The organism is Flavobacterium notoginsengisoli (genome assembly GCF_042686225.1).
GTDB classification, from domain to species: Bacteria; Bacteroidota; Bacteroidia; order Flavobacteriales; family Flavobacteriaceae; genus Flavobacterium; species Flavobacterium notoginsengisoli.
This window is the reverse complement of record NZ_JBHUOT010000015.1, coordinates 12545-31588: the sequence shown is the minus strand read 5'-3', so window position 1 is coordinate 31588 and position 19044 is coordinate 12545. Positions and strand designations below refer to the sequence as shown.

Annotated in this window: 9 protein-coding genes; 4 read left to right on the top strand and 5 right to left on the bottom strand. The window is 37.9% G+C overall.

Going from position 1 to position 19044, the window contains the following annotated elements:
* Window positions 1–578 precede the first annotated feature (578 nt).
* Window positions 579–3266: a DUF4365 domain-containing protein gene (locus ACFS3A_RS24775; protein ID WP_379828236.1), complete on the top strand. Its 2688-nt coding sequence runs from the start codon at window positions 579–581 to the stop codon at window positions 3264–3266.
* A 77-nt stretch (window positions 3267–3343) separates the two neighbouring features.
* Here ACFS3A_RS24775 and ACFS3A_RS24770 read toward each other — a convergent pair whose 3' ends face one another.
* From ACFS3A_RS24770 to ACFS3A_RS24755, 4 genes are all read right to left on the bottom strand, one after another.
* Window positions 3344–5203, bottom strand: a complete 1860-nt coding sequence (locus tag ACFS3A_RS24770) for a DUF4365 domain-containing protein (protein WP_379828235.1) — start codon at window positions 5201–5203, stop codon at window positions 3344–3346.
* Between the two features lie 111 nt (window positions 5204–5314).
* Entirely contained in the window at window positions 5315–7015 is a 1701-nt protein-coding gene (locus tag ACFS3A_RS24765; RefSeq protein WP_379828234.1) for a hypothetical protein, read from the bottom strand.
* A gap of 282 nt (window positions 7016–7297) precedes the next feature.
* Complete coding sequence (locus tag ACFS3A_RS24760; protein ID WP_379828233.1) at window positions 7298–8020, bottom strand: hypothetical protein; 723 nt, start codon at window positions 8018–8020, stop codon at window positions 7298–7300.
* Complete coding sequence (locus ACFS3A_RS24755) at window positions 7965–14252, bottom strand: hypothetical protein (protein ID WP_379828232.1); 6288 nt, start codon at window positions 14250–14252, stop codon at window positions 7965–7967. The genes ACFS3A_RS24760 and ACFS3A_RS24755 overlap by 56 nt, the downstream gene beginning before the upstream one ends.
* 468 nt (window positions 14253–14720) lie before the next feature.
* On the opposite strand from ACFS3A_RS24755, the gene ACFS3A_RS24750 reads away from it, so the two are divergent.
* The 3 genes from ACFS3A_RS24750 (at window position 14721) to ACFS3A_RS24740 (ending at window position 17897) form a co-directional block, all read left to right on the top strand.
* Window positions 14721–15278, top strand: a complete 558-nt coding sequence (locus ACFS3A_RS24750; protein WP_379828231.1) for a hypothetical protein — start codon at window positions 14721–14723, stop codon at window positions 15276–15278.
* A 132-nt stretch (window positions 15279–15410) separates the two neighbouring features.
* Window positions 15411–15989: a hypothetical protein gene (locus tag ACFS3A_RS24745; RefSeq protein ID WP_379828230.1), complete on the top strand. Its 579-nt coding sequence runs from the start codon at window positions 15411–15413 to the stop codon at window positions 15987–15989.
* 327 nt (window positions 15990–16316) lie between these two features.
* A complete protein-coding gene (locus tag ACFS3A_RS24740; RefSeq protein WP_379828229.1) occupies window positions 16317–17897 on the top strand; it encodes an HD domain-containing protein in 1581 nt (526 codons plus the stop codon).
* A 468-nt stretch (window positions 17898–18365) separates the two neighbouring features.
* On the opposite strand, the gene ACFS3A_RS24735 is transcribed toward ACFS3A_RS24740, so the two are convergent.
* Window positions 18366–18944 carry a hypothetical protein gene (locus ACFS3A_RS24735; protein WP_379828228.1) on the bottom strand — a complete coding sequence of 193 codons (579 nt, stop codon included), beginning with the start codon at window positions 18942–18944 and terminating at the stop codon, window positions 18366–18368.
* Window positions 18945–19044 lie beyond the last annotated feature (100 nt).

The window sequence follows — 19044 nt, the reverse complement described above, 5'->3', positions numbered from 1 at the left end:
CCGGCGCTATCTTGGCTGCCTTTTTAGCCGTTTCGAATGAAAACATCAAATTCTGTTATTTCACAGTAAATAAAACCTAAAGTATTATGTATTAATTACAGAGAAACAACAGCCTACCGTTCGTTTGCTTAAGAGCTGTCACTGTATTATCAAACGGGTATAAATACCTGCTATGTGATTTGTGTTATTCTATTATATTTACGTCAGCTTTATGTTTTTATGTTATAAATAATCACGCAAATTGAAATAGCGTAAAACATAGAATGAAAATGAAATTAAAAAGGAGTAAAAACAAGTGAAAAGTAGTGATGCCAATTGACTGAACAGTCATATTTAGAAACAAGAATGGCGTTAAAATTATTCAATTTGACCATAGCAATAAAACCTGATAATTTATAAATATATAGACAGGTTTTTGAAACCATAAATATTTTTTAACCCTAAACTCCTATTAGAAAATATTAAACCTGCTTAAGAAGATTTGCTGATGCAAAAATGTAAATTAAGCCAAAATTTGAATAGATGCGCATTTAATTAAGCGCTGGTTAAACTTAAGTTAGAATATTATTTGTAAAATTATGATTGATAAACAAAGTGTTCCAAGCAACAGATATATTGAAAAAACGGCCAATGATACCATAACAAGATCATTGAGAGACTTATTCCTTCTCAAGCATAGAGAGCTGGGGGAAAACAAAACCGATTCAAGCCAAGACTGGGGCATTGATTACTATATTGAGGTATTTGACAAAGAAACAAAAAGAGAGCTTCTATTTTTAATTCAATGCAAGGGAACAAATGGTAACCTTAATTTCAAGAAGGACAATACGTTTTCTTTTCAAATGTCAATCAGGCATGCGAATTACTTTTATTATGAGCTTTCGGAGCCTCTCATATTTTTTGTATGCGATATTCAATCGACGAAAGTCTATTGGTATCCCGTTCAGTTAGATCATCAGCTGGAAGACAGAATTATTACACAGACCAATTCCAATATAGAATCCTTAAAGGTCAATATTTCCACTTTTAATATACTCAATGAAGAAAATTTTGAAAGATTCTTAACTGATTTGGAAAATTCGAGAAAATCCCAGATTCATAAAAACAAATTAAAAATCAACAACACTTCAAATTATGATTTTATCTATCAAAGTGTGAAGCAGCTAAATATTGTAGATGCATTTGTTAAAATTTTGGATCTTTATCGTGGAATAAATGTGTTCCCTACATTCATAATCAATAAAATATTTGCTTTCATAAGCATCAGAACTTCCTTGTCCGGTGACATACTGACAACCGATAATGAGATTTTCTTTGATTTCTTTCAGAACCTCAATCTCAGCGAGAATACAATTTCCTTTAGCACGAAATTTACAAAATATAAAAATGTAGATGACCTTGAGAATAAACTCCTCAGAATTATAGAGTTTTTCGAATTAAATTTAATTAACCACATTGACTGGCAAGGGCCTGCTGAAAAAGAACAAACGCGTATCTGTGTGCATGATCTCTTCATTTCAAATGACTGCAAATGTGAAAGGTGTACATATAAAAAGCTTGATCTGGTTAAAACTTCAGAATTATTGGAAGCACAAAACAATAATTTAAAACAGGAGGATAAACTGAAAAAAGCATATTCCTTTTTTCTAATGAGCGATTATGAGAAATCCTTTCGGGAATATAGCAGCCTGCTGAAAGAAATCAGCAGAAATGATAATCCCGGAATCTATATTACAGCTAAATACAATCTACTTCAGTTAAAAACTTTAATATCCAATAATGTATTCAGTTCTTCAAGAGAAGAAATATTAAAAGAACTTGACAAACAAAATTTCGTTCTGGATGAGATTATACTTCCTGGATATTTCCATGATTTTCTAAAGCTGACCAAGGAAAACAGACTGGTGCCAAATAGTGTTCTTTCGATTGACAGTATTTTGACTGACATTCAAAATATGTGGTTGGAGGACCAGCTCGGAGGAAGCTCAAATAACAGTTTTTCCAGAACAATAATAACAGAATTTTTACGCACCTATTATTTCATAGAATATAATTTATTGATTTATAACGAGTACAGAGAGTTTGAAATACTGGTAAACAAACTGCTTGAAGGGATATTTGCGATGCACTCCATAAAGAATCCAATTTCTTCAAAATATGGGAATTTTGAAACAACAATCATCGATATGTGGCTTTTTCACGCAGAGCCGGCACATGTGCAAAAGCTACTTAAAAAATATCGCGTGAAATCTATAAAATTAGCAGCAGATGACAGTCTGCTGGAACGCCTGTCTTTATATATTGACAATTTAACAGCTTCCGCCTCCCTTATAGAATCTGAGTTTGTAGAAAAAAATCATTCTCATAATAAAAAAATTTCACGCATTATCGAAAACTATCTTCTGATCATATCTGCAGTCAAAATTGAAGATGAATCTAGAAATATTCTTTTAAATAAATATTTAATTCTTATTGTAAAGCTCAACCACTGGTATTTCACCTCATTTGAGTACCTTCATGTTTTTCTAAATACTGTTTCAAATATCTCTACTGAAAACCTCCAAAAAATAATTGCTTTTGTAATATCCTATGAGAAATACAATTATGGCACTTTCTCACTGGCGGTCACTATATATGCCGCAAAATTTCCAAAAGGACAGCTATTGGAAAATGAACTTAAAAGCATTCTTTCCATTAAAAAATTTAATCCAGAAGACTTTTATCATCGAAACAAATTTTCAGGCTTAATATCTATTATACCAAAATTAACCGACACCACTCAAAATAGAATAAGAAATTATGCAGCTGAAAAACTGCATGTAGATTTCAGGAGCAGCAATTTCTTTTCATTTACTATACTGGACATTATCGAGTACGATGCTGTCCTTATGCAGCAATACATTGACGCAACTCCGGATTATACCAAAGAACCGCTTAGTACTGCCTTTTTTTATGGAAAGAAAGAAACCAGAAATTATTATTTAGAAAAGCTAATCAGTCTGTTTTTTAAATTTGACTTAGAATTTACCGAGCAAATCCGCAGCTTATCCAGTAAGGCGCTTGATCAAGAATATTATAACTGGTTGATGAACCTGAACGGTTTTGATTATACGAAATTCAACAGCTACTGGGTTCTTTACAATAAAAGTTCTTATTATATGAAAGCCTTTAAAGGAAGCCCAATGCTTCAGAAACATTTAGCGGCCGCACTGAAAGAAAATTACATTGAGGGTGTTGCAAAAGTATACTTGGAAATCATTACATAGACAGCAATCTTCTCTTCCCTATTTTCTTTGAAATATTCTCAGGCAATATTTCATTTAAATCATCCTGCAAAAATTATCTAATATCTTGTAAATTTGAAAATTGAAGAGCTGCCGGCCTTAAAAGAATGAAGGTAATTTTCTAGCCGGTTTTTCAAGGTATCATAGATATAATCCTGCATTGGCACAGCATGAAAAATATTATCCAGAAAACTCGAAGAAGAGCCTAAAACTTTATAATTTTCATTCTCAATAATCACTGTCCGGTCCAAGTTTAAATAAGCATCGCGTAAAACAAAAGGCATATTCTTTCCGTTCAAATAAAGATTTATCTGGGGCTCCGCTTTATGACCCAGCTTTTCCAAATATATCATTTCTATGCCAGGAGCGTCTTGCGCCTCTAATACCTCTTCTTTAACCTCAAGATTTATGATAAGCATGTCAAATTGCGAAAAAAAAGAAATATGATCTTTTATATTAGGGAAATATTCTGCAGCAAATTCATCATAAACTTTCGGAAGGCATTTGAATATGGTAGTCATAATACTTTTTATCTGTTCCTTATCATAGGATTCCCAAATAAATCGCTTTTCCGGCCACCAGCGTTTTTGGGGATAAAGTCTTTTCACTGATAATTCATTTAAGTTTTCCAAGTACTTTATAAGCTCCCTTAAATACTTTAAATTAAAATCCGATGAAAAAATCCTTACCGCTGATTTTAGATTTTTGTTTTCTTTTAGTTTTTTTGTGACGTTTCTATTGAGTTCTTCGATTTCCTCAGCAAAAATATGCCATCGAAAATGTTCCAGGTCAAAACTGCTTTCTTCTGTTTGATTTTCGCTTTGAAAATATTCCGAACAGATCAGCGGCATATATACATCAATGGCATATAAGATATCGTTAAGTTTATAATATTCAGCGCCTTTATCGAATCCAGTAAGTTCTTCGTAACAGTCTAAAAAAGAAACAATATATTCATTTGCGACAAATTCATTTACCGGCAGCAGCATTTTCCCATCAACAATTTTCTTCAGATTTTCTATTATGTGTTCATAAGCATATTGTTCAGGTGAATGCCTGATCGGATTTGCTGCATTGTGGCTTCTATAGTTAAGGACATTCTCCAGCTGGTAGGAATGATTTTGATGAATTTCTTTTATTTGGATATCGTTGGCATTATATAAAATTGTGAACAAAGAATAACTTAAAAGATGATCTGAATAAGCAGAATATGCCAATCCAATTTTCCAGCAGTCTTTGAAAAAAATTTCTTTGATAATTTCAAAATCGTTTTCAAGCAGATGATTGTAATAATCCAGAAAATGGTGGATTTCCCTAAAATAATCTCTCTCAATCCCTAATGCCGGGTTTGTTATCATTTTTATTTTTTTTTCTGATGCCCTGACTGTGTCAAGTTCCTCCTTGATACTGTCATAATTAATGTGCCGCGTTTTATACTCTGCCAGAATCTCCTCCCACAATGCGATATATGAATTTTGATTTTTTTCAATTCTATTCTCAGAAGGAATGTCAACATTTACCGTGCCCCCCTTAATCCTCTTACTGATTACGGCAAGATTCTTTCTATTCAGATGAATCCAGAATGCTTTTTCTGCCGTTGGCTCAACGACAATTAAAAGTACAGGGAGAATGCTTCCTTCACAGTATGCTAAAAAAGCGACATCGCACTGTTGCTTTGGTTTGACTGTTTTTTTTTCCGGTAGAAATTTTATCTGAACTTCGATCTTGCCGACAGGCTGCTGCTTTTCATTAACTATTTCAAAGTATCCGTCAACATTTGGAACTTTATCCAGCGTATTTAAAAAAGGTTTTACCCTGCTTTTATCCAAGATGTGCGTAAGAACCGTAACAGCATTTATTTCTGCCGTATTTGTATAGGGATAAGATGCTGGTTCCGCTTTTATAATATTACGTGGCATAATGTTTTGAATGTTTTATCCTGATGTTTGAATTCAAAAAAATCAATTCACAGAGCTATCAGAATAATTTAAAGTTTTTAAAAAAAACTCTTTTATTATAATACTTAGAGCTTAACTGGATACATGTTTTCTAAATGCCTTAATAATCTGAAAAATCATAACGGCAAGAAATATTCGATGAAGCAGGTCTAGAAAATAAATCCAATCTGTCTGAATCGTCTTCCCATAAGCCAAATCCGTTCTTCTAGCGGGGTTAAAAAGACTCCATAAAACTTTGAAATTAGCAATGAAAATTTCGTAAGTATTTTTTAAATCATCCGCATCACAGGAAAATGAAAATAATATTTTATCTGAAATGCCTGGAAGAATCAATAAGTACAGCAGAAACGTCACAATTAAGACTATTTTTACAGGTTTTATCCAATTCAGTCCATAATCATTAAATTTACTGAAAGTCATAATTATTTTATCGCCATTTCCATATTTTCTTGAATGCCTTAATTCATCTCTGTATGCCTGCATTTCTCTTGCCTGGAAAAAGAGGCTGTCTATCTGATTTCCATTGTTCTTTAAAGCGTGTTTCAGCTGTTTGTACACTTCGCGTTTTCTTTTGAATCTTTCTTCAACGGTCTGCCCTGCAACTTCAATTTTCAGTTTTACATCATCAAACCATCTATTATTTGCAGGCCTGATTTTATCCAGTGTTACATTATCAAACCTTAACTCAACAAAACTATTGAAATCAAACTCATTAAACCGAGTGCTGCCTAAATCGCAATCCGACAGATTCAGCGTGCTACCATCATAACCTCTGCATTTATCAAAGCTGATATCAGTGTAATTAGTAAAATCATTAATTACGAAAAAACGGAATGAAACTCTTTTAAACAATAACTTTAAATTCTGGTTAACTCCTGTAATTAATACATTATCGATTTCCCAGCCTTCGAATTTTAAAACTCCTTTTAATTCCGGATTGCTTTTTATTTCAAGTCTTTCCAATTTTTCGCCCAGACCATTAAAATCAAAGCCCTGGGTAAAATTTGTTTCGGATATATAAATTTCCTTAATAAATGACTTGACTGGTTCTGCTGATCTGACCGAAATATCCCTATTTTCAAGTTCTGATTTTTTCAGGAAGTGATCGCCAAACAAGGAAAGCTTTTTAATTCTTGATGCACTTATCTCAAATTCTTCTTTATATACATTATGAATTGATGAAAAACTGCTGTAACATTCAATATCCCAGAATTCAATGTCCTTATTAAATTCATTGCCGTAAAAACTGAAATCCCCTGCTATAGAGTCAAACCTGACCTGCTTATTAAAAACAGACTGCCTTAAATTCAGATTGGATTTAGAATTGAGAATATGCAAAAAAGATACTGTAGAATCATGAATGGCAATAGCATCATTATCAGCTGCTGTTTCGCTTATAATAATTTTTTCAATCTGGCATTTGTTTATAAAAATATTTCTTGTCAGGATGCTTTTGTTTTCAATAACAAAGGATGCGGAATGGCAGTTTTCAAATTCTATACTGTATTTATATGCACCGTCAAAACCTGATGCTTTTACGTTATTAAATCTAATTCCTTTTTCAAATCTGCAGTCAATAAATAAAAAGCCAAAATTTATTTCAGCGTCTTTGATGAGCACTTTCTCCTTAAAAATTATTCCTTTTATAGTTCTTCGGTTCCAGTTGATAACAGACTGATCAAGAATAATTTCATAATCAATAGTAATATCTAAATCAATTATTTCATTATCATTTAATTTTTTATAAAAAATCCCTTTTGCCTGTAGTGCCATCAGCTGCTTTTTTTTAATAACCTTGTTCTTTATGTTTTAGCTTTTAAATACAAATATCACAAATTCTTTTTAAAGGTGCAGATAAGATTAGATCAATTTCAAGAACAGCAGACTTTATGATATAATAGCTTCCCCTGAGCAATTATCTGTTTGGCGTCATTTAAAAAACAGCTTAAAAATAGTGAAAGCAGATAGTATTACTGCGAATTCATCAGAAGGGCTTTTGATATTGGGGAGTTCCTGCAGCTCTCCCTATTTCTACACTATAATATGGTATTGACGCTATTTTTTTTCTTCAGTAATTTTTTTAAGTTCCTGCTGGTAGTTCTCCAAAAGGACCTCGTTTAAATGCGCGAATTTTTCAAGGTCGGATATCCGTAATTTTAAGCGGTCGATTTCAAGATTTCTGATATACTCATCTTCTTCTCCATCAAAAAAAAACAATGGGCTTTCATGAACCAAAGAATTTATTATCCTGATATCGGTATGTTCTTCTGAAACAGCTGATGCATTTTCAATCCACTGTCTGGTTTTTTCATCTTCAGCCGCTGCAGCGGCCTTTTTCAGGGCAAACTCGATCCAGATTCTTGCGGATCGGTCTGCTGCCAGCATGATTTCAAGCCACATATCAACAGATTTTTCTTTTAAATTATCTATATCCAGCTCCTTTCTATTTCTCTTGCTCCGCAATTCATAAAAATAGGATTGCTTATTATCCGGATTGATATTTTGCAGTGCTCTGAGCAATGGGTCAAAACTCTTCAAAGGTTTAGTTTCGGGAGGAAAAAAAGAGCGTTTATTCCAGAGTTCTTGTATCAGATCTGAACACTCCTTCTCCAAGGCTTTCTTTTTAGTTCCTTCAGCCTGTTCGGCTGCAGTTATTTTTTCAGCCAGATAATGTGCCATCCATCTTGACAGGGTAGTCAATCCCTTTTCATTTTCGAGCTCTTTAACGATCTTTTTCCCCAGTTCTATGAGTTTCTGCTGCTGTTCTGATTTCTCCATCTGATGAGAGTATAAAAAATTTTGCTTTTGGTTTTGTGTATCGCTGTTTTTCTTTGGTATTTGCTTTGGCCTGCGGGTCATCCCTTTTGATGTTAACTTTGAAAATCAAATCGTAATCATAAGTTCTGCAGATCTTTAACAGGAGCGTAATCGATGCTGTCATCACTCCTCCTGACTGGGTGGGACTTCGGTCACGGTCTGTTCTATAGCTGCTCCAGCCCGTATACTTCAGATCAGGAATCTGCGATCCGTTTAAAATCCACTGGCCGTGTTCTGTAGCCTTGGATAACTCCAGCTGCCTGGCTATTTTTTTTCCGACTGCAAAGCAGGGATAGGAAATATTGTCCGCATAGGGATCCAGTTCATCTAATGCCTTGGAAACATTCCTGCTTTTAATCCAGCCTTTGAGCTGAAAAATATCCGAATGGATTTCCATTCTTTTTTCATTGTAATCCGGCAGGTTACTGCTGTAATCATCTTCACAGCTCTCTAAAGCCCGTAATAGTGCCTGCGATGCATCTTTCGATACCATCGCAGAGGAAAAAGAAATTTTTTCAGACCTTCCGCTGCTTATTTCTTCCCAGCCTCCGCGTACATTAAAAAAGTCAATTCCGTCTTTTTTTTCAGCACAAAGTGCTTCATAAAACTCATTTTCCGAAATATTTTCCTGCCAGTTTTCAGTTACTTCGCCTTCTGTCCACTGCGGTCTGTTCATCGGCACGGCATCTCGGTAATCCGACAGCCATTTCCCTTTCCTGCAAGTAAGAAGATGTCCTGACAGCCAATCTTTCCATTCACTATGTACTGAATACCTGTCTATGACCAGCGGCATTTTATCCAGAAGCATTGAAGCTGCTGCCATCAGAGAATGATAAGAATAATAAAACTCCAGATTGTCAGTCAGAGGATAACTGCTGTGATCGTGCCATGTATCCATTTCTTTTGAACTCCTGCTCCATAGATTCTGTCTGGGATCAATGCCGAAGTCTTCCTGGGCATCAATCCTCCAGTCGTTGACAAGTACTGTTGCAGCGATCTGCTCTGTCTGCCTTGCTGATATGCCAAAAGCACTTCCCAGAGGCTCAAACCAATAACTGTCAAAATCATGGGAAAAGTAAAAAGAATAATCTTTTATAATCTGATCATTCAGGTGCCACCAGCTCTCCACAGATTCTCCATCTCTCTGCTGCAAAAGTGGAAGCTTGCTTTTTGCTGCATACTTCATGGTTTCAAGAATTTTCGCACCACATAAATCGGGGAAGCCAGCCGCTAGATTTATCACCGTGTCAGCGGCTGTCTTCTGGATAATGATATGAGGCTGCCCTTTGGCAATCCCAATAAACATTTCGGTATATTCTCGAAGAATCTGAGGATTATCGAGTGAAATTCTTGCAAGGGCAAACAGAAGGTAAAGCCGGGCATGAAGATTATAAAAAGGAAATTCCCTGCTTGAAAACGCACCTGCCGTCCCACGATCCAGACATTTCATAAGTTCTGCTATAATATTTTGGCATCCAAGGCTACCCAGTACACGCACTGCATGAGCGGCATTCCATCTTTGCTTTGAACTAGGCGACCCCAAAGCAGACCAGATGAAACCGGCAATCTGGTTTTCGATTCCGTCTTCTACTTTCAGCCAGCTGTCCCAATTACCATCTGCAAAACCATCTTCCATATGGATTTCAAATCTGGAGACTGCAAAATCGAGTAATTCGGCTGCCTGTGCCGGTGCAATCATTGGCGCGGCCAGGCAGGCAAAACCAAAATACGTTTCTGCATCAGAGAATTCATAACCGCTGCCAAGCCCTTCAAATATTCCCTGCTTTACAAGTTCTATATCAGGTCCATCCAGTCCAAATTCATCCAAAAAATATTTCAAACCATATCTTGACGAAAGTTCAAGTGCGAATTTTCTTCCAATTGCTTTTAGCAGCAGGATTCTATTTTTCCTAAAGCTTGCCTTCTCCTTCCACATCGCAGGCACGGCGTCAAGAAATGACTTAAGATCATAACGGCTGATATCGGCTGAAAGCATCAGCATATCAATGAAAGTCCAGAGATTTTTCTCAGTTAGCCTTACAACTGTCTGGCTCCAAAATTCGCCTGCCTGGTAAAAATTGCCAGCCTTTTTTTGGTATGCCTGCCTGCATTTTTCAAATTGTTCAGCATTGAGAATATCCAGACTGCCAAAGATAGAAGTCCAAGGCATGGGCGACTTCTTTTTTTGGGAACCTACAAAAAAATCATCAGCAAGCGGTTCGATCTCCATTTCTTTATGCTCGGGCACTAAAACCTGCAGCTCTGTAATATATTCGCTTGCAATCTTATGATCTTTGGCAATCTTTATAATTTTTCTCCAGTATGCTGCATCGCCTCCCTGCATCTGGACAAGCCTTACGGCGTCCTCAAACAGCTTTTGCTTTATGTCGTTATCTGCTTCTTTTTCCAGACAGAGCCTGAGAAGTCCTTCTTTCTGATGCTCAGAGAAAAACCTGCACATTGCCCATCCTGCTGCTGGCGATATGCTGCCTGACTCCAGCACTTCAGTAAGCAGAGCCTCGAGCTGAATTTCAAATCTTCCGATGTTTCGGTCTCTCCATCTGCTTAAAGCAGCTATTCCGGTTCCATGTGACATTTTTGCGCATAGAGCAGACGCCTCACTGCGTTCCCAGTATTTTTCGCGGTCTACATAATTACCTACAAGTTCCGCACAGCGGATAAATCGATAGGCGAGTTCCTCTGAAACAGAACCGCCGAGACAGACTTGATTTGCAAGGCCGATTACTGCCTCCCACCTTCTGACTATTTCATCACCGAATTTAGATACGATATCAACCGCCTGCTCAAAATATACCGCAGCATCCTGGGGTGAAGCAATTAAGACCACATCTGCCAGCAGCATATATCTGTCAGCAGTATCTTCAGGCCCTTCGTCCGTAATGCTTGTCAGGGTATTATAAATAGCAATTTCCATCTCATCTTTAATCCCGCTCAAGTGCTTCAAACGGACAGTCGACCTTAATGTTTCAATCTGTTTTTTAATTCCAAACGCCTTATTATCCTTCATGTAGGCAGTGTAGAACCATTGGACTTCTTCAGCAGTTCCAACATTGTATACAGCTAAAATTGAAGAATGGACCGCTGCTGTCTCCCTCGGCAATATGTCATATGCACGGTATCGGTTGCCTCTGGCTTTGCTGGACTGCTGCGCTGTATCTTTGATTTCCTGCTTAAAATTAAACTCCTGCCCCATTATGATTCTGGCCCGAAGGAGGTACCAAGGATACATTCCGCCTACCTTTTCATTAAAACTGCTTATATCATTGTCATATTGATAGTTTTTACTCTTCTTTTTTTCCAGAAGTTCATCAGGCATTAACGCATCTAAATCCATTTCCGGTCTGCCGTCAATTAAATTTTTCAGGGCAGTCGCCCTTAAAAAAACGGATCTTTCTGCAAACTGGTTTTCATTGCTGACCATCCGGCCTGCTTTCTGCGGCATGTAATGTTCCAGGACTCCCCTGATCTTTACCGCAGGCAGCCCTCGATGGATGGCCACCTCCAGAAAAGAGATTACAGCTGTCACTATGGCTTCATTTTCGTAGAAACGGCCTTTCATTTTAATGCGTTTTGATGCGGAAGCTAACATCTTTAGGCAGTCTTCAAGATCATTTTTTTGAGGATATCTGCCGACTTTTAAAAGTTCATCAGCAATAGCTATGATATAATAGGGCTCTAATCTGCTGTATTGCAAGAAAGAGTCGACTGCTGCAAAATTTCCCTGGTCAATCAGCCTCTTGGCTAGATTCATCACTACGGAAAAAATAAATGTTTTAGGTTTAAAGCGGTTTAAAAGAGCTACGCATTCTTGTTCGCCGTAAATATTAAAACAGGCATAAGCCAATTCCGTTACGTCCCTCTCGCTGACCTCACTTCTGTGATACTTCTCTTTTCTTTTTTTGTGTTCCTCATAGTAGATCTGGATCCAGTTGATAGCCGACCTGTAGTAGCCCGCTGCCTCCCCTTTGTACTCTTCAATACCGGACAGTAGAGAAGCCGTATAAATATTTTCAGAACCATTCCAGCCGCCATGAAGCAGTCGTTTAAATGCGATCTCCTGAACTTTCTCCTTATCTTGAAGAGCAGCTAGAAGATATAAGTTTTTCTCAAAAAGTTGATTCTGTCTCTCGCTTCCCGCGGAATGCTCCCCGGCAAGGATTGCAATCCTCACGGCATCATTGATTTTACCGGTTCTTATCGCCGCCCGAAATGCAAACTGTAGCCTATACACCCTTACATTTCTTGCATCTATGGGATTATTTTCCGGAAGCAGATCATCAGATAAAGCCATTTCAATGAGCTTATCATACTTTTCAGCCTGAAGATAGAGTTGCGGAAGCACTTCTGCCACATAGGTATGCTTTGAGGCAAGGGGTTCCAATAGATTGACGTATGATTCAAAATTTTTCTTTTCCGCAAGAAATGTCTTTCTGAACCAGGTTTCAGTGGGCTCGTCCCTGAACTGGACCGCGTTATCAGTCAGCCAGAGAGATCGCCCTATGTCATAGACAAAGCTTCTGACATCACTGGCAGACACTCCTGCTGATACCGCCAGTATCTCAAGCGGAATATGAGGAGGGAGGCTCGACAGACCAACGCAGATTGCATCAATCTGTTCATGATATAGCTCAGCCCGCAGATCTTTCATAGAAGAAACGGCCTCCCTTAACTGCTTTTCTATAAGCTCTTCCACACTTTTTCCCGAAGGCCCCAGTCTAGCAAGAAGTTCGGAAACCGCATCTGCGGGAACGTTTAAAGAATTGGACTGCACGCGCGGATTACCGCTGGTAAGGCGGTGAAACTCCCGTGCCTCTTTTTTACCGGCATCCGGAAATTTCAGTTTTAGATGCTGCAGTGTCTCATTTTCCGAAAAACCTTCCAACTCCAGCCTCACAATTTTTGATATTGGTTTTAAAATTTCGATGCGCTCGGTCCTGCAGAGCATGACCAGCCTGCAGCCTTTCGGAATATCTTCCCGCAGCAGTTCACTGGCAAAACAAAGACTGCTGTATTCCTTTGCGGCCATCTCGGCATTGTCCGCCGCGTCAATGAGAATAAAAAGCTCTGAACCGTTTGCTGCTTTTTGAAGCGTTTCAACAGCCGATGCAATTCTGATCAGGAACTTTTTCATAATATCACTATCCTGAGACGTATTGGTAACAAGCAGCGGATCGCACAAACCCTTCACAGCCATCTCATTGACGATCTGCACCAGTGCATCACGATGCCTGTGCCTTAATCCGCTGCTGCTTCGATACTTGCCGGCACCGAAGCAGTCATAGGCTACTGCAAAAGATCCAATGGGAAGCGAATCGGCCAGCTGTCTGCAGAAAACAGATTTCCCGACGCCTCCCGGCGCATGCACTATTACCGGATAATCGGATGCTGCTATTTCTTTTATTAAACTTTCATGCTGTGCTCTTCCGATTAAGCTTACACTGTTTTCCCAAAGCGCAGGTGCAGGAAAAAGGTCTTTCTCAAAGTAAACATCAAATCTTTTCAGAACATCCTCACGTGAAATCACCCTAGCTGATTTTGGCAGCACTCTTTCCTGTACCATTGCAACAAGGCTCTCAATCTGTGAATTGTCCGGAGTTCCTGCAAGCAGATGTGCCATTTCCATCCTTAGGCTGTCTTTTTGGCTGTGATAACTGCCTTCGCCATCGTTTAGGCCGAGCAGACTGCAAAACTTCGAAAGTGCTGTATCCTTTAATCCGGTGTATCCCTCAATTGTTTTTCTAAACCTCGCCGGAACCTTTTTTCCCTTTGCCAGCAGCAAAATATTGCTTTTAAATTCCGCATTGATCGGGCGGTTTGTAACCACAGCAAAGGAGAATTCAGGGGCATCGCTCTGTTGCATATGCTCGCAAAACCTATTGGAAAAACCAATAATGGTTTCCTCAAGATCACTAAGCGTAAATGGGCTGTCCATCTGCACAGTTGTATGCTTGAGCTGATAGTATTTAACCCGCTTTCTACCCGACTGTTCGTAATATTCAGAAACATCTATTACATACTCTCCTTCTTTCTGGTCCTGTTTAGGATCAGACCCCTCGATCACCATGTGGGTAAGTTCTGAGTTAGGATGCACAAGCGCTAAGCAGCGTCTTGCTGCCCATCTGTAGTGAAATACATCACCTGCCCTTGAATAGGCAACTAAATCATTTGACATTCTCTCTTTTTTTTTACGCTGTGAAACTGAATTTACAAGCACCTAATATACTATTTTTCTTCTTAATCTTCGATTACCGGATTTAGTAATTTCATGCAGGGACACCCGCATTCAGAGCCCTCTGTTTACTTTTTAATCTGAATAAAAAGTTAAAATGCATCTTAATGCTCCTTTATTTTTTACAGCTTGAGTAGTTCAATTAAAAAAAGAATGCCACGGGCTTCTCCTTCTTAAGGCGTGTCAGCACTTGATGGCAAGGAAATGGTGAATTATAAACAATCTTTAAAAATTAAAGCAATCCCAAAAAAAGATAGCAAGATGGAAAACCACAGCAGTCCTATTTAAAAAGAGCTTTTGAAGATGTTAATTTGCCAAATCCAAATAATAGCTTAATTTAGTTCCATACAAGCTTCGTTAGAAGTATAACATCTTTTAACCACTAACTTAACCAAAACCAGGCATTATAAAATGAACCTCAACATCAAATTCAGCCTACTGATCCTTATTTCTGCAGCATTGCTTGGCTGCAACAATTCAAATAAAGAAAAAGAACTGGAGCTTAAGGAAAAAGAGCTGCTGCTGAAGGAGAGGGAACTTTCCCTTAAGGAACAGCAGGCTGAGAGGCCAAAAATAACTACCAACGATGCGGTTCGACTTGCCGAGAGGCAGTTCAAAAAATACCTGCCTAAAATCCTGGCTTCCCATGACGCGGCACTTGATCTCCAACAGTCTTATACAGGAGATTTCACTGGTGACGGCATTGAAGATGTAGCGGTATATTTCTGTCTGGTTCCAAAAGACGGGGGAAATGCAATTGTTGCACAGGGTTTAACGCTTTACCAGAACAGCGGACACGATGTCAAGGTGATCGCCGGATACGAACCTGCAACGCTGTTCCAGTTCGATAAAATCACCGGTGGTCGCATTCATGTCGAACTGCTGGAATATGCAGAAAATGACGGGCACTGCTGTCCCTCCATCAGAACCCCGCACGTGCTGACCATTTCAGGCAGCAGTGCATACTGACAGCACTGCAGGCCAATACGCACAAAAGCGATATTCCAGTGCTGGGAGAAAATCCAACAAACCAACAGGCGGCATAAAAAGGCTTTGGAAACTGCATGCCGCATATTAATGCTAAAAAAACAGCAGAAACACATGGAAGAAATCATACAAAACATTCTTGGCGACCAGATTGATAAATTAACAGCTTACTTTGATGACCTGGCAAAAAATGGCCTGGAAATTAAATCGATCGATATAGACAGCACACACCTCGCTGAATGCTACAGGCAGACCAAGACATTTTCAACGTGCAGGGAATTTAAAGGCCTATATGACAGCCTGCCGAAAAACAAACCGGTCTTGTATTGGTTCAGCTTCGATACGGAAAAATTAAAAAATGAAACTCTGCAGCAGGCGCTGGGAAGCATAAATGGACTTGTCCAAAAAAGAAAAACAGCGGAAATACCGAAAATTCCACGAGAATCCTGCGGGACGCTGTATGTCGGCAAAGTGAAAGATAAATTCCATTACAGATTTGTCAATCATTTAGGGCATTCTGTAAACGCAAAGACAGGAAGCCTTCAGCTGACCTATTGGTACGACACCCTACTGTACGGCAATCTAAAATTAAACTATATAGTTCTCGAGCCGGAGATGAAGACCTTAATCGGCATACTTGAAATTGAGCTGGCCAAAAAATTAAAACCCGTATTAGGTTCCCATAGGAACTGATCAATCCTATATATATAATCAAATCAAGTATAAACCCCCTGTTTTCAACGGAAAAAAGTTTATATTTTTACCCCTAATCCTACAGCATTTTCAACAGCAGTCCCTTAGCAGGCGGCATTCAGGCTCATGAAGGAGGAAAACTGGAACTTTAACGATTCCCAGTTCATTTCGCCATGGGGTGCCATCCCGATGTTTTTATCATGACTTTTCATAGGTTCCCTAATAAGAGAGCTGTGAATTATAAGCTGGGATAGGTCTGGAAAAACTGATGCAGATCGCATTGGAAAAGTTTTTTATATAATCGGTTTTACAAGCAAATGGAATATTATGATTGACAATTACAGAGATAATTACTACGGAAGCATTCTCGATCCATTACATGGCGATATCAAATTATCGGAAATTGAAAAATGGATAATAAAACAGCCTATTTTTACTCGGTTGAGAAGAGTAAAACAGAACACATTTCTATATTATGTATTTCCTTCAGCAAATCATACAAGATTTGAACATTCCATCGGAGTAATGCATCTGGCAGGAAAAATATTTGATTCCTGCAAGGAAAATTTTGCCACGGGACAGAAGAAAAAAGAGAAATATTCCATCAAAGGGGAAACCAGTTTTTATAATCTTAATAATTTGGATAACCGAGAACAGTTTTATTATCAGGAATTAAGGCTTGCCGCCCTTCTGCATGATATCGGCCATGGCCCGCTATCTCATCTTTTTGATGAATTCGCAATAAGCAAAGATGCTTTTCTAAAGATTGTAAATCATTCTTCAGCACTTAAAAATTACTCTAAAGGATTTGAAAATCTTATAACGGCTAATAATGATAAAGTGGAACATGAAATTATATCATGCGCATTCATCTTTATTTTAATCGACGAATTAAAAAATGAAAACATACATGATGTCCATAGGTTTTCACCATCAGCTAAGTTTATCATTGAAAGTTTATCTGCTGAAAGGATTGTCAAACTGATTGAGCCCGATTTTGAAAATCTTGAAGATTTTAAAGATTCAAAAGACAATAACTATACTTCTTTCTTTTCCCGAATAATCACTTCATTTCCAATTGATGCCGACAGGATGGATTACCTTTTAAGGGACAGCTATTTTTCCGGAGTCACCTACGGGATCTATGATATCAATAGGATCTTCGCCTCTTTTATGGCGACTATTGACAGCAATAAAAATGTTTTTTTAGCCTACAAGGAAAGCGGATTAGACTCCATGCTGCGTTTCATACAGTCCAGATCCCACCTTTATAACCAAGTATATTTTCATAAAACAAACAGATCAGCCAATTCAATGCTGGCCTACGCAAGCAGTTCAAGTAAAATTTCAGGCATAAAACTCTTGGATAAAAGGACAACGATACAGTCCTTGATGGATTTTTATATTAAAAACAGCGATGAAGTTTTTCTAAATTACACAGTAAAAGAAAAAGTAAGCACACAAAAAGCAGAAAAAGAAGTTTTAGATGATTTATTGAAAAGAAAATTATTCAAGAGGGTCTATCAGGTAAAAATTATATTGACCAAGGACAACTTCGAAGACTTTAATAAAATAAAAAACATAAAGGAAGCCATTAATGAAAAATTAAAACCTTTGGTTTCCGATGAGATTTATGCTGCAACAGATATTTACCAGAATAAGACATTTAAGGATTCGGATTTAAAATGCATTCTGATAGCACAAAAAGGAAAAGGAAATTATCAGTTCAATGCGAAGTGGGAAAATGTGAATAAAGAATTCTCGCTAATGAACATGAATGTCGTAATGGTCAGAATCTATTTGAGAAGGACCTTTATCAGTTCCAGTGATTTTGAAGCAAAAAAAACAATTATCCATGAAACCGTTTCTAAAGAAATTTCTGAATTGGAAAAATATGCGAGCGCTTGATTCCCTATTTTACAGTAAAAAACAAGGATAAAAATCAAAGTAAATTAACAAGATTAGTACCGCAATTTCACGATATCTCGAACTAACTCATTATTTTCATTTTTTTTGATTATGCATTAAAAATTGTGGTAATTCTGCTATCCAGTGTAAGCCTTAACAATTAAAAGCCTGAGAAAGAAATATAGATTTCTCAGGCTTAATTTTTTTCTTCTCCACTAACACCAAATGCTTCAGCACAGAATCATTTTGCATTATATCCATTTCGATTTTGAAGCTTTATTTAACACTTCCTTTAATCTGCGTAAAGTTCCTCTAGATTATCTTAATTATCGAGATTTCATAATATAAAATTTTAATTCTCAAAAAAATAATGCTATATAATCTTATTCTTTAAATAAGCATTTTGACAGAGCAAAGCGACAATAACCGCCGGCCAAAATAAAATATAAAATCATTATAGGAGAAAATCTAAATCTTATAAACATGCTTCGCATTCACAAACCCAAAATTCCTGGACTCCACCACCACTACCTGCAGCCACTCCCCATCCACGGCTATCACTTTTAAGATTGCATATTTCTCAAGCACTTCAAGTACTTCATATTCGGTCCCTGGTCCATCGTACAGCTTCAGATTCTCCAGCTTAACCCCAAGCATGTCTTCAGAGCGGTAGATTACTTTCACTTTTGCACTTACGGCTTCTTTTTTAGGTGTGCTGTATACATCAGTCTTTGAAAAAGCTTTTACGGTACTTTTAGAAGAAATCCCTGAGCCGGAAGAAACCTTTCTGCTGCCCGAACCGCTTGTTCGAGGAGCCGTATATCTCACAGGCGCGGAATAGGAGGCGCACACCCCGCAGCTTCCCCCGCTGGAACAGTGCGCGCAACGGCTGCAGTTGGAACAGGCACTGCAGTACGCGCTTCCGGTACATCTTCCCGCCTCTTCCTTTTTTGTCTCACAGCAGCTCGCCACAAGTTTGGTGTTCTGGGCATCAGCCGCCAGTGCCGTAAAAAAGAATAATATGTAAAAAAATATGGTTTTTATCATGGTTCAATAATTTGGTTTACGGCAAACATAAAAAAAGGTTTCAAACCGTTGCTACGGTTTTCCGTAATCGTGGAATGTTTTTTGAAGCAGTGGATTACAT

What these genes read in the sequence shown, in the direction of transcription:
- ACFS3A_RS24755 (WP_379828232.1), bottom strand. Translation starts at nt 14,252, where the DNA reads ATGTCAAATGATTTAGTTGCCTATTCAAGGGCAGGTGATGTATTTCAC.
- ACFS3A_RS24750 (WP_379828231.1), top strand. Translation starts at nt 14,721, where the DNA reads ATGAACCTCAACATCAAATTCAGCCTACTGATCCTTATTTCTGCAGCA.
- ACFS3A_RS24740 (WP_379828229.1), top strand. Translation starts at nt 16,317, where the DNA reads ATGATTGACAATTACAGAGATAATTACTACGGAAGCATTCTCGATCCA.
- ACFS3A_RS24765 (WP_379828234.1), bottom strand. Translation starts at nt 7,015, where the DNA reads ATGGCACTACAGGCAAAAGGGATTTTTTATAAAAAATTAAATGATAAT.
- ACFS3A_RS24745 (WP_379828230.1), top strand. Translation starts at nt 15,411, where the DNA reads ATGGAAGAAATCATACAAAACATTCTTGGCGACCAGATTGATAAATTA.
- ACFS3A_RS24770 (WP_379828235.1), bottom strand. Translation starts at nt 5,203, where the DNA reads ATGCCACGTAATATTATAAAAGCGGAACCAGCATCTTATCCCTATACA.
- ACFS3A_RS24760 (WP_379828233.1), bottom strand. Translation starts at nt 8,020, where the DNA reads ATGGAGAAATCAGAACAGCAGCAGAAACTCATAGAACTGGGGAAAAAG.
- ACFS3A_RS24775 (WP_379828236.1), top strand. Translation starts at nt 579, where the DNA reads ATGATTGATAAACAAAGTGTTCCAAGCAACAGATATATTGAAAAAACG.
- ACFS3A_RS24735 (WP_379828228.1), bottom strand. Translation starts at nt 18,944, where the DNA reads ATGATAAAAACCATATTTTTTTACATATTATTCTTTTTTACGGCACTG.